Annotated in this window: 11 protein-coding genes, 1 tRNA gene and 1 riboswitch; of the genes, 1 reads left to right on the top strand and 11 read right to left on the bottom strand. The window is 59.4% G+C overall.

The features are described from left to right. From ACMNAY_RS04700 to ACMNAY_RS04670, 7 genes are all read right to left on the bottom strand, one after another. Nucleotides 1-625: DUF3267 domain-containing protein (locus ACMNAY_RS04700; RefSeq protein ID WP_418718569.1), on the bottom strand; the 625-nt coding region annotated here is incomplete at its 3' end. Nucleotides 626-646: 21 nt separating this feature from the next. Further along, nucleotides 647-1198, bottom strand: a complete 552-nt coding sequence (locus tag ACMNAY_RS04695) for a hypothetical protein (protein ID WP_418718568.1) — start codon at nt 1196-1198, stop codon at nt 647-649. 26 nt (nt 1199-1224) lie between these two features. Beyond that, the gene (locus ACMNAY_RS04690) at nt 1225-1452 is read right to left on the bottom strand and encodes an esterase/lipase family protein (RefSeq protein ID WP_394975653.1); all 228 of its coding nucleotides are present in this window, start codon (nt 1450-1452) and stop codon (nt 1225-1227) included. A gap of 35 nt (nt 1453-1487) precedes the next feature. Further along, the gene (locus ACMNAY_RS04685; protein ID WP_394966660.1) at nt 1488-2216 is read right to left on the bottom strand and encodes an NAD-dependent protein deacylase; all 729 of its coding nucleotides are present in this window, start codon (nt 2214-2216) and stop codon (nt 1488-1490) included. Between the two features lie 90 nt (nt 2217-2306). Next, a tRNA-Ala gene (locus ACMNAY_RS04680) sits at nt 2307-2382 on the bottom strand. A gap of 154 nt (nt 2383-2536) precedes the next feature. Next, nucleotides 2537-5146 carry a bifunctional acetaldehyde-CoA/alcohol dehydrogenase gene (gene adhE, locus ACMNAY_RS04675; protein ID WP_394975657.1) on the bottom strand — a complete coding sequence of 870 codons (2610 nt, stop codon included), beginning with the start codon at nt 5144-5146 and terminating at the stop codon, nt 2537-2539. Nucleotides 5147-5364: 218 nt separating this feature from the next. Further along, nucleotides 5365-7131, bottom strand: coding sequence for a Na+/H+ antiporter NhaC family protein (locus ACMNAY_RS04670; RefSeq protein ID WP_418718567.1), 1767 nt, complete (start codon nt 7129-7131; stop codon nt 5365-5367). An 89-nt stretch (nt 7132-7220) separates the two neighbouring features. Next, nucleotides 7221-7405: riboswitch (Lysine riboswitch) on the bottom strand. 166 nt (nt 7406-7571) lie between these two features. Between ACMNAY_RS04670 and ACMNAY_RS04665 the strand changes: the two genes are divergently transcribed. After that, the gene (locus ACMNAY_RS04665; protein WP_418718566.1) at nt 7572-8324 is read left to right on the top strand and encodes a DUF975 family protein; all 753 of its coding nucleotides are present in this window, start codon (nt 7572-7574) and stop codon (nt 8322-8324) included. Between the two features lie 52 nt (nt 8325-8376). On the opposite strand, the gene ACMNAY_RS04660 is transcribed toward ACMNAY_RS04665, so the two are convergent. The 4 genes from ACMNAY_RS04660 to ACMNAY_RS04645 are packed head-to-tail and all read right to left on the bottom strand — an operon-like array spanning nt 8377 to nt 11797. Further along, nucleotides 8377-8649 (bottom strand): DUF1294 domain-containing protein, encoded by a 273-nt coding sequence (locus ACMNAY_RS04660; RefSeq protein WP_418718565.1) that lies wholly within the window; start codon nt 8647-8649, stop codon nt 8377-8379. Nucleotides 8650-8663: 14 nt separating this feature from the next. Continuing rightward, nucleotides 8664-8882, bottom strand: coding sequence for a DUF3006 domain-containing protein (locus ACMNAY_RS04655; RefSeq protein WP_418718564.1), 219 nt, complete (start codon nt 8880-8882; stop codon nt 8664-8666). Beyond that, nucleotides 8882-9874, bottom strand: coding sequence for a ComEC/Rec2 family competence protein (locus tag ACMNAY_RS04650; RefSeq protein ID WP_418718563.1), 993 nt, complete (start codon nt 9872-9874; stop codon nt 8882-8884). The genes ACMNAY_RS04655 and ACMNAY_RS04650 overlap by 1 nt, the downstream gene beginning before the upstream one ends. A gap of 9 nt (nt 9875-9883) precedes the next feature. Further along, complete coding sequence (locus ACMNAY_RS04645; protein ID WP_418718562.1) at nt 9884-11797, bottom strand: YgiQ family radical SAM protein; 1914 nt, start codon at nt 11795-11797, stop codon at nt 9884-9886. Between the last annotated feature and the right edge of the window lie 22 nt (nt 11798-11819).

Raw genomic sequence — 11819 nt, 5'->3', positions numbered from 1 at the left:
TTTTAAAAAACCTGCCCCCTCGATTACAATTTGATGGCGCGGGGCCGTTCTTTATTAAAGATAAGTTCGAAGCAAAGACCGTCATAGAAACGCCGGTATCCCGCACCAGAATGTCCTTCGGCATGCGCAGGAATCGAAATGAGACATACAGGTCTCCCGCCGCGCCCGAGACGTTGATGAGCTGGAGCAGATAGACGAACCAGAAATACTGCGCTCCTGCCGCAATGTTCAGCGCCAGCAGCACAGCGCCCAGCACCACCAGCGGAGCCAGCGCCACCACGATGTAGGCGCCTTTTTTGAAATATTCCTCGCTGCCCGCAAAGGCATACAGGCCCGTGAAACCAAACCGCACTCTTTTTGCGCCGAACAGCTTCATACAGGCGCCGTGCACCAGTTCATGGAGCACCATATACGCCACGGAGCAGGCCAGAAACGCCACCAGTGCCAGCAGGTCCGCACCGATCCTGAAAGCGGGCATCAGCAGAAATCCCACCACCAGCATCACCGCCGCAATGGCGATGGCCAGGCCGTTCACCAGCAGGGCCTGCTTCGTATCCTTCTGCAGATCGATGCTCAGTGCCTCCCGGTATTCCTTCGGCAGTTCATGAACGCAGTGTTTGTTCATGTTTCCCTCCCCTTCCGGCCGTCACAGGCCCAACTCTTTCAGTTGCACCGCCATGCGTATGTATTCATCCACCACGTCAAAGACTTCTCCGTGGCGGCGCAGCGGACGGCGGCGGAAGTCCACTTCGTCCATATGCGATACGCCGCGCCCGTCCGCGCCGCGCCAGACGCCTTGAAAGCCAGTCCACCGGGCAGACGCGGCGGTCACAAGACCGTCGTTCTCCCCTTCCACCAGGCCGATGATGAGATTTTGCCACCACATGAACAAGTCGCTGCGCCAGGAGCGCATCGCACCGGCATAGCTTCGATAGACAACGCCCTCCGCATCCGGGTTTGCCCTGTTGAAGTTCTCGGCCCAGGCTGTGGTGAACTGGGTGCAGACGGCGCAAAAATCAGGATGCTTGTCCCCCAGAAGCCGATACCAAAGATTCACAAAAAAGCCCGCCAGCCGGAAAGCCCATCGGGGCAGCCGGGCCAGACCGTCCATAGTGCGGGAACCGTGGTTGGGCACCGACACCAGCGACACCGACGCCACCTTTGGCGCCATTCCCAAAGACGAGACCATATAGCGCACGTCCAGCCCGCCTTTGGAGTGGGCGATCAAGTGGACCTTTCGCAGCCGGTCTCCGCCAGCACCTCTTCCACCCGCGCTTTCAGCACCTCGCCGTTATGCTCCACCGTAGCCCAGCCGTCCTGCCCGCCGAAAAAGACCCGCGCTCCCCGCTCTTCCAGCGCCTTGGGGATCCGGCCCCAATAGCCCCAGTCACGGAACCCGGTGCCGTGCACCAGAATGAAGGGATAGCGGGTGGCGCATTCCAGTGAGTTCATACCGTTCCTCCTCACGCGTTTCTTTTTCCTGTCGCTCAGGGCACAACGGCGGAAAGGACCTCGCCGATGGGCCGGCGGATGGTAAGGGCCGCCTGCTCGTCCCTCGGGGTCGCACTGAGGTTGATGACCGCCAGATCTCGGCCGCGAAAATAATCCACCAGACCCGCCGCAGGATAGACCGAGAGCTGTGTGCCGCCGATGAGCAGCATATCCGCCCCGGCAATGGCCTCCACCGCCGCCGTGAGCGTCGCGGGGTCCAGCCCTTCGCCGTAAAGCACCACATCGGGTTTGATGATGCCGCCGCAGGTGCAGCGGGGCACGCCTTCCGCATCCAGAACCGCATCCACCGGCCAGCTTTTTCCGCATTTCATGCAGTGATTGCGGTACACGCTGCCGTGCAGTTCCAGCACGTTGCGGCTGCCCGCCCGCTGGTGCAGCTCGTCAATGTTCTGGGTGATGACCGCCGTCAGCTTGCCCCGTTGTTCCAGCCGCGCCAGGGCATAGTGCGCCGGGTTGGGCTTTGCGTCCGGGCGAATGAGATATTTGCGGTAATAGTCAAAGAACACATCGGGATGGCGCATAAAGAACCCGTGGCTGAGCAGTTCCTCCGGCGGCCTTCCGTACGCCTTCAGCGCGGCGTAAACGCCGTTGCTGCTGCGAAAGTCCGGAATACCGCTCTCGGTGGAAAGCCCTGCTCCCCCAAGAAACGCCACACGCCGGGCACGATCGAACATTTCCGAAAGCTTTGAAAGTTGCTCGTCCATTCTTTTCGCCTCCCGGTTTTATCATACCACATCCGGAAAACTCCTGCCACGCAAAAAAATCGCCGCAAGCATTTCTGCTTGCGGCGATGATGGTGGACCTGGAGGGATTCGAACCCTTGACCTCTGCGATGCGAACGCAGCGCTCTCCCAACTGAGCTACAGGCCCATGTGTGACTGCCTTATCTAATTTAAAGCATTCCGGCCAAAAAGTCAAGTTTTTTTTCGTCATTGCCACAGATTTTTTTCAAACAAACAAAAGGCAGGCGGCCGTCCCCATTGCGGGGATGGCCGCCTGCCCTCAACAGAAAGGAGTGGATCGCTTATTTGCCGTAGTAAGCCTGGAGGTAGATCTCTTTGATCTCGCTCACCAGCGGATACACGGGGTTGGCGGTGGTGCACTGGTCCTCAAAAGCCTTGTAGGACAGTTCGTCCACCTTGGCCAGGAACTCCTCTTCGCTCACGCCGCAGGCCTTGATAGTCAAGGGGCGCTCGGTATCCATCATCAGCTTCTGGATCGCCGCGATGAGGCAGTCCACCGCTTCGTAGGTGTCAGTGCCCACATTGCACAGCCCGCAGCGCTGGGCCAGCTTGGCGTAGCGTTTGTCGGCCACATACTCCTTGTATTTGGGGAACGCGGCAAACTTGGTGGGCTTTTTCGCGTTATAGGCAATGACATAGGGCAGCAGGATGGCGTTGGCACGGCCATGGGGGATGTGGAACTCGCCGCCCAGCTTGTGGGCCATGGAGTGATTGAGGCCCAGGAAAGCGTTGGTGAAGGCCATGCCCGCGATGCAGCTGGCATTGTGCATCTTCTCGCGGGCCATCTGGTCGCCGTTGTAGGAAGCTTTCAGATAGGTGAACACCATCTCGGTGGCGTGCAGAGCCAGGCCGTCGGTGTAGTCGCTGGCCATCACGGACACGTAGGCCTCAATGGCGTGGGTCAGCACGTCCAGACCAGTGTCGGCAACGATGCTGCGAGGCATGGTGCGGGTGAACTGGGGGTCGATGATGGCCACGTCCGGAGTCAGGCTGTAGTCCGCCAGAGGATACTTGATGTTGCCGTTGGACTTGTCGGTGATGACCGAGAAGCTGGTCACCTCACTGCCGGTGCCGGAGGTGGTGGGAATGGCCACCAGCTTGGTCTTGGTGCCGAGCTTCGGGAACTTGAAGGCGCGCTTGCGGATGTCCATGAAGCGCTGGCGCAGGCCGTCAAAGCTGGTCTCCGGATGCTCGTAGAACAGCCACATGCCCTTTGCCGCGTCGATGGCGCTGCCGCCGCCGATGGCAATGATCACGTCCGGCTGGAAGGCGCGCATGGCCTCCACGCCGCGCATGATGCACTCCACGCTGGGGTCGCTCTCCACGTCGGAGTAGATCTCGCTGTGGCAGTACTGTTCCCGCTTGCGCAGGTAGTACAGCACCTTGTTCACGTTGCCCAGCTGCACCATCACCGGGTCGGTGACGATGAAGGCACGGCTGATGCCCTCCATCTTCTCCAGGTACTGGATGGAATCCTCCTCAAAGTAGATCTTGGGCGGGACCTTGAACCACTGCATGTTCACCCTCCGTTTGGCAATGCGCTTTTTGTTGATGAGGTTGACGGTGGTCACGTTCTGGCTCACCGAGTTCTTGCCGTAGCTGCCGCAGCCGAGGGTCAGGGACGGGGTGTTGGTGTTATAGATGTCGCCGATGGCGCCCTGCGACGAGGGGCTGTTGACGATGATACGGCCCACCTTCATGGCCACGCCGTACTCGTCAGCGATCTTCTTGTTGCCGGTGTGGATAACAGCGGAATGGCCCAGGCCGCCCAGCTCCAGCATCTTGTTGGCGTAGGCGAAGCCCTGCTCCTTGTCTTTGCAGACAAAGTAGGCCAGCACCGGGCTGAGCTTCTCCTTGCTCAGCGGGTACTCCTCGCCGGGATGAGGCAGCGGCGCGATGAGAATTTTGGTCTTCTCCGGCACACTGATGCCCGCCTGCTCGGCGATCCAGTTGGCGCTTTTGCCAACCACCGGGGCAAACACGCCCTTCGCGGGGTCCGGGAACATATACTTGGTCAGGGTCTCGGTCTCTTCCGGGGTGAGGAAGTAGCAGTTGTTGGCCTTCATGTAGGCCTCGAAGTCCTTGGCGATGGGCTTCTCCACGATCACCGCCTGCTCAGAGGCGCAGATCATGCCGTTATCAAAGGTCTTGGACATCATCAGGTCGGTGCAGGCCTGATGCAGGTCGGCACTCTTCTCGATGAAGCAGGGCACGTTGCCCGCGCCCACGCCCAGAGCAGGCTTGCCGCAGGAGTAAGCCGCCTTGACCATACCGGGGCCGCCGGTGGCCAGAATGGTGGCAACGCCGGGATGATTCATCAAAGCGCCGGTGGCCTCAATGCTGGGCTTGTCGATCCACTGGATGCAGTTCTTGGGAGCGCCGGCCTTCACCGCAGCTTCATAAACGATGCGGGCCGCCTCAGCGCTGCACTGCTGAGCCGAGGGATGGAAGCCAAAGATGATGGGGTTGCGGGTCTTCACCGCGATGAGGCACTTGAACAGCGTTGTAGAGGTGGGGTTGGTGGTGGGGGTCACGCCGCAGATCACGCCCACGGGCTCAGCCACTTCCACATAGCCTTCCATGTCATTCTCTTCCAGAACGCCCACCGTGCACTCTTTCTTGATGTCGTGCCAGATATATTCGGTGGCGAACATGTTCTTGATGACTTTGTCTTCGTATACGCCGCGGCCAGTCTCTTCCACCGCCATGCGGGCCAGCTCCTGGTGTTTGTCCAGGCCGGCCAGCGCCATCGCGTGAACGATGTTGTCCACAGCTTCCTGATCCAGCGCCATGAATTCGTTCAGCGCCACCTGGGCTTTTTCCACCAGCGCGTCGATCATAGTCTGCACATCGGTTTTCACCGTTTCAACCACAGGTTTCTTTTCTGCCATTGCGATCTTCCGTCCTTTCAGGCGAGTTGCGCATGGTACGGGAGCCCTCTGCCCCCGCCTGCAGCTTGTTGCCTTGGCATTATGATATCACATCGTTAATCAAATAACAATGTCCCGTGTGGCCAAAGATTGTTAATAAAATAACACGCTTTTGTGCAGGATGTACAGCAGAAAAAAAGAACGCGGAACGCAATGCGTTCCGCGTTCTTTATCAATTATCAGGCATTTGCCATGTTGCGGCGCTTGATGACCAGCAGCGTGCCGAGCATCAGCACGATACCCACAGGCAGCGCCAGGATGCCGGGTGCGCCGAAGTGGACCAGCAGACCGGCCACAAGGTAGGTCACACCCGAGACCACCCCACATGTGATGGCGTATGGCAACTGCGTGGACACGTGGTTCACGTGGTCGCACTGGGCGCCCGCAGAAGCCATGATGGTGGTATCGGAAATGGGAGAGCAGTGGTCGCCGCAGACAGCGCCGGCCATGCAGGCAGAGATGCAGATGATGGCCATGGGGTCATCCATGGAGAACACGCCCTGCACGATGGGGATTAGGATGCCGAAAGTACCCCAGCTGGTACCGGTGGAGAAAGCCAGCAGGCAGCCCACCACGAACACGATCACCGGCAGGATCATCTGCATTCCGGTGGCGCTCTCGCGCACGAAGTCACGCACAAAGTACTTGGCGCCCAGGGAATCGGTCATGGCCTTCAGGCTCCAGGCAAAGGTGAGGATCATGATGGCGGGCACCATGGCCTTGAAACCTTCGGGGACGCAGCTCATCATTTCCTTGAAGGACATGGCGCGCCGCACCTGGTAATAGATGAACGCAACAACCAGTGCAAAGGCAGAACCCAGCATCAGGCCCACCGACGCATCGGAAGCGGAGAAGGCTTCCACAAAGCCCACGCCGGAGAAGAAGCCGCCGGAGTAGAGCATGCCGATGACGCAGAAGACCACCAGAACCAGCACAGGCAGCACCAGATCGAGAACAGAGCCCTTGGACTCATCCGCGGTGTCGTTGGCGTCCGCATAGGGGTTGGGGCCGCTGAACAGGTCGCCCTTTTCAATCGCGTTTTTCTCAAACTTGGCCATAGGGCCAAAGTCCACACGCATGAGCACCATGCTCACCATCATGACGATCGTGAGAAGCGCATAGTAGTTGTAAGGGATGGCGCGCAGGAACAGGCTGAAGCCCTGGCCATCCTCCGCGAAAGCAGACACTGCCGCAGCCCAGGAAGAGACCGGCGCGATGATGCACACCGGGGCAGCGGTGGCGTCGATGATGTAGGCCAGCTTTGCCCGGGAAATGTTCTGCTTGTCGGTGATGGGGCGCATCACGCTGCCCACCGTCAGGCAGTTGAAGTAGTCATCGATGAAGATGAGCACACCCAGCAGGATGGAGACCAGCTGCACGCCTACCCGGGACTTGATGTGGGCCTTGGCCCAGCGGCCAAAGGCGGCGGAACCGCCGGCCTTGTTCATCAGACAGACCATGGCGCCCAGAATAACGAGGAAGATCAGGATGCCCATGTTGTAGCTGTCGGTCACCGAAGCTACGATGCCGTCGTCAAACACGTGGCGTATCGTGGTCTCAAACTGGAAGTTGGAGTAAAGCAGGCCGCCCACCACGATGCCAATGAACAGCGAGCTGTAGACCTCCTTGGTGATAAGCGCCAGGGCAATGGCGATGACCGGAGGCAGCAGCGACCATGCAGTGTTGAAGAAGCGGCTGGGCGAGGTCACATATCCCTCACCGCCGCAGGTGGCGCAAACGTTCGTTCCGCCGCAAGCCTCACAAGCAGGGTCCAGGCCGTAGCATTCCATACAGGCGCCCACGGTGGCGCAGTCGGGGCATTCGATCATCTTGGTGCCGGGTTCGTCGGTGGGATCGCCTGCCGCAAACGCGGTAGCGCTGAGCACGAACAACAGCACCAGCATCATTGCCGCAAGCGGCAGGATGCGGGTCAACGTCTTTCTCATGTCAGTTCCTCCTGCATAAACAAAAAATGAAGCCATGACAGTGTCATGACTTCATACCGATGCACGATTGCCCGCAGTGCGGCGGTCGAACTCACGACAGCGCTCCGCCCCTGCATCTCAGCAAGGGCGACAGTCCGGGGGATATTTTCCCACGGCCCGGCACGGCAGTTCCCTCAGGCGGAACGGCCGAACCTCGGCAAACGCCCCTTTCCTGCCCCGCGTGCCTGTGTTTAATGTGGGCCGTACTCTTGACGTTCGCACCTCTATCATGCTATGTACGTCTTTATGATAAGCCTTTTTTGCCAAAAGTCAACCGCCTCGGGGAAAGAATTTGCAATTTTTTGTAAATTCATACCGTTCTATGTTATACTGAAAGAAATCAATTGCATATTTGCCGGGGCTTGCGTTTTCAAAAGCATCGCCCCTTAGGAGGGGAAGTTATGTATTGGTCTCGTGCTCTGCTCAAGCAGAACGCAAAACAGGTGTTAAAGGGCAGCTACTGGCGAGTGTTCTTGGCCTGGCTGCTGATCAGCCTCGGGGCCGGCGCTGCCGCAGGTGTGCTGTCCAATGTGGTGATTTTCGTGCCCACCCTGATCGTCTCCTTTGCCACCATCGGCTCTCCGGAAGCCTATCTCGTCGGTATTCTGTTCGTCTATCTTCTTCTCCTGGTGTTCATGGTGGCGTTCAACGCTCTGGTCACCTGGCCTCTCACGGTGGGCGGCATCCGATACACCATGGAAAACCGGGCCGGCTATCCGCCGCTGGAATCGGTGATTTCCCCCTTCCGCAACAAAGAGCAGTATCTCAACGTAGCCAAGGTCATGTTCCTGTATCTGCTGGAAATTCTTGGCTTCACATTTCTGTTCATCATCCCGGGCATCGTGCGTGGTTATCAGTTAAGGTATGTCCCCTATCTGCTGGCCGAAAACCCCTATATGAGCTATAAGCGGGCCAAAGAGCTGAGCCGGGCCATGACAGAGGGCGAAAAGATGGAAATTTTTGTGCTGGACCTTTCCTTTATCGGGTGGTATCTTCTGGGTTACCTCACCTGCGGTCTGGGCATTTATTTCCTGCTACCCTATGTTCAGGCCACCATGGCTGAACTTTATTCCGCTGCCCGCGCCAAAGCCTTTGCCATGGAGATCACCGGTGCGGAGGAGTTGTCCGGATTTGCGGTGTACCCCAAGCGCTGAATCACTAACAGAGAAAATCCCCGGCCGCCTGTAAAAGGCAGCCGGGGATTTTTTACAGAAATCGCAAAACCAAAACCAGCAGGGTCAGCTGCACCAATAAAATGAGGGGCACACCCACATAAAACTTCGGTTTGCGTGTCTTGTGATGAAACAGTGCCATTCCCAGCAGAAAAGCTGGGCTGCCGCCCAGCACGCAAAAGGCCAGCAGTCGGCGCTCCGGCACACGGCGCGCACCGCGCTTCGCGGACAGTTTATCCCAACCGCAAAGGGCAAAGGCCAGCAGATTGACCGCCGAAACCCAGAAAATCAAAAGCTCTCGCAGCAAATCCATCCCGCCTTTCATTCGCCGCGGCGCTCAAAGCGCCTGCGCAGCTTATCCCGGCGCGCCGCTGTTGCTTCTGCATCCACCCGCCAGACATCATTTTCCGGCACGAGGACGTCTCCTTCCCGGGTCTCGGCCGGAAGTTGGGTGCGGGGCAGCATTTCCGTGCGCAGAGGCCCCTGCGCCGGTTCCAAAAGGGCGATGCCTTCTTCAAAGCGGTCCACAATGTATTCCATCAGGCGGCCTCCTTCGCCTTTGAGGCATTGGAAGTATAGCTCTGCAGCCCGTTTTCAGTGGACGCAATGACCACACTGCCGTCCTGATCGGTGCGCAACACCTGTGCCCCTATCAGCTCAAACCGTTCCATCGGCTCAGCGTGGGGGTGGCCGTAACTGTTACCCAGCCCGCAGCTGACAGCGATATACTGAGGTCGAATGGCCTGCAAGAACTCCATCGTGTTGGAGGTGTCCGAGCCGTGATGGGCTGCCTTGAACACATCCGCGCGGGGTACGACTCCCGCCTCCAGCGCCGCCTGCTCCACCGGCTTTTCTCCGTCTCCGCTGAGCAGCACCGAAAGCTCGCCGCTCTCGAACAGCAGCACCTGGGAAAGGTCGTTGTAGTTGTCCGTCTCCACGCCCGCCGCCAGCACCTTCAGGCTTCCGCTGCCCACAGGGTAACTCTGCCCGGCCGCGGCATTGGAAACCGTCGCGCCGCTGGCCTCGATGGCCTCCATCACCTTTTCAAACAGACGGGTGGTGGGATAGGGCGCCTTGTCAAAATCCGGAAGGAGCACCTGCTCCACCTCCAGGTTTTCCAGTACGGCGGCCATACTGCCGATGTGGTCGGCATGGGGATGGCTCATCACCAAAAGCTTGAGCCGGGTGACGCCCATTTGTTCCAGATAACTCATCAATGCCTGCTCACTGTCGGTCTCGCCCGCGTCCACCAGGCAGTACTCTCCGCCGCTTTGCAGCAGTGTGGCGTCCGCCTGGCCCACGTCGATGAAATGCACCGCGTCGGTGTTTGCGGGCAGGTCTGCCGCAGGCAGCGGCTCGGCAAGGCCCACTGCAGTGTATATCTCCTGCCAAGTAGGCGCAGCACCCACACCGCTGGCCGCGCCGACCCACAGGCCAAGCGCCAGACAAAGACCGACCAGAGAAAAGACTACCGTTTGAAACGGTGTGAGGCTGGTTTTCCGCCTGCGGCGGGATGTTCTTCGTTTTGCCATGGGGATCTGTTACTTTCTGCCCTTGCGGGGCGGCTTGGAATTGGGTGTAAAGCGTCCCTGCTGTACGCTCCTCCCCTGCCGTTCATTCCGGCCTCTGGGTGTGGCTGCGGGGACGCGGGGCTCCTTTCTGGGCTTCCAGGTGGGAGCCAGCAGCGGGATGAGGTCCTCACGCCCGGTCTTGTGCAGAGCCTTGACCACCTTCTCGGCGTTGCGGGGCTCATAATACTGCAGCAGTGCCCGCTGGAGCGCCTTGCCTTCTGGCGTTTTCTCCACAAACACCGGCTTCATGGTATAGGGGTCAAGGCCGGTATAGAACATACAGGTGGACACGGTGCCCGGCGTGGGATAAAAATCCTGCACCTGTTCCGGACGAATTTTGTGCTTATAAAGGTATTCCGCCAAAATCACCGCGTCGTTCAGGGTGCTGCCGGGATGGCTGCTCATCAGATAGGGCACCAGATACTGCTTCTTGCCCGCCTTTTTGGTGAGTTCATAGAACTTGGCGGAGAACTTGTTGAACACCTCCACCGGAGGCTTGCCCATATACTTCAGCGTGTTGGGTGCGCAGTGCTCCGGGGCAACTTTCAGCTGGCCGGAGACATGATGCTCCACAAGCTCCTTGAAGAACTCGTCGTTTTTGTCCCAGATAAGGTAATCGTAGCGGATGCCGCTGCGGATGAACACCTTTTTGACGCCGGGCAGTGCCCGCAGTTTGCGCAGCATGGAAAGGTACTCGGTGTGATCCACCAGAAGATGGGGGCAGGGGCTGGGAGCGAGACACTTTTTGCCGCCCTGACACATGCCCTTGGTCATCTGCTCCTTGCAGCTGGGCAGACGGAAGTTGGCGGTGGGGCCGCCCACGTCATGGATGTAGCCCTTGAAACCGGGCTGACGGGTGAGCAGTTCGCCCTCTTCCACCACGCTTTCCACGCTGCGGCTGGTGACCCGCCGCCCCTGATGCAGGGTGATGGCGCAGAAATTGCAGCCACCATAGCAGCCGCGGTTGTGGATGATGGAAAACTCCACTTCCTCAATGGCGGGCACACCGCCCACCGCGTCGTAGCTGGGGTGCCAGCGGCGGGTAAAGGGCAGCGCCGCCACCTTGTCCAGCTCCTTGCGGTTCAGAGGCTTTGCCGGCGGATTTTGCACCAGATATTTTTCGCTCTGCTTCTGCACCACGATCTGGCCGGTAACGGAGTCCTGGTTATCCATCTGGATGCGGCAGGCACGGGCATAGGCCGCTTTGTCGGCGCTCACTTTGGCAAAGCCCGCGCACTCCACATAGCGGTCCGGTAGACCGGCAAAGTCGGTCATGTAGCAAGTGCCGGCAACGTCGCGGATTGTCTCCGCCTTCTCCCCCGCTGCCAGGCGCCGGGCGATGGCCACCGTCTGGCGTTCGCCCATACCGAAGCTGATAATGTCCGCCCCGGAAGTCTCGGCGATGCTGGGCAGCACGGTGTCCATCCAGTAATCGTAATGGGCAAAGCGGCGCAGGCTGGCCTCAAGGCCGCCCAAAATCACCGGAAGGTCGGGGTAGGCCTGCTTTGCAAGCTGCGTATAAACGGTGGCGCTGCGGTCCGGGCGCTTGCCCGCCACCCCGCCCGGGGTGTATTCGTCCACGTTGCGGCGGATCTTCGCCACGGAATAATGGGCCACCATGCTGTCCACATTGCCGCCGCCGATGAAAAATCCATAGCGGGGTTTGCCCAAAGCCTTGAAGCTCTCGGGCGTGGTGTAGTCCGGCTGGCTGAGCACGCCCACGCGGAAGCCCTCCGCCTCCAGCACGCGGCCGATGATGGCCGAGCCGAAGCTGGGATGGTCCACATAGGCGTCGCCGGTGACCAGAACGAAGTCCAGTTCGTCCCAGCCCCGCGCCGCCATCTCCTCACGGCTGATCGGCAGAAATTCCGTTCCCTGCTGCATGGAGCGGTCTCCTTTCGCTCTT

Source organism: Candidatus Allofournierella merdipullorum, assembly GCF_048426865.1.
In the GTDB taxonomy this organism is placed as follows: Bacteria; Bacillota; Clostridia; order Oscillospirales; family Ruminococcaceae; genus Allofournierella_A; species Allofournierella_A merdipullorum.
The sequence above is the reverse complement of the archived record's forward strand: the minus strand, read 5'-3'. Positions and strand labels throughout refer to the sequence as shown.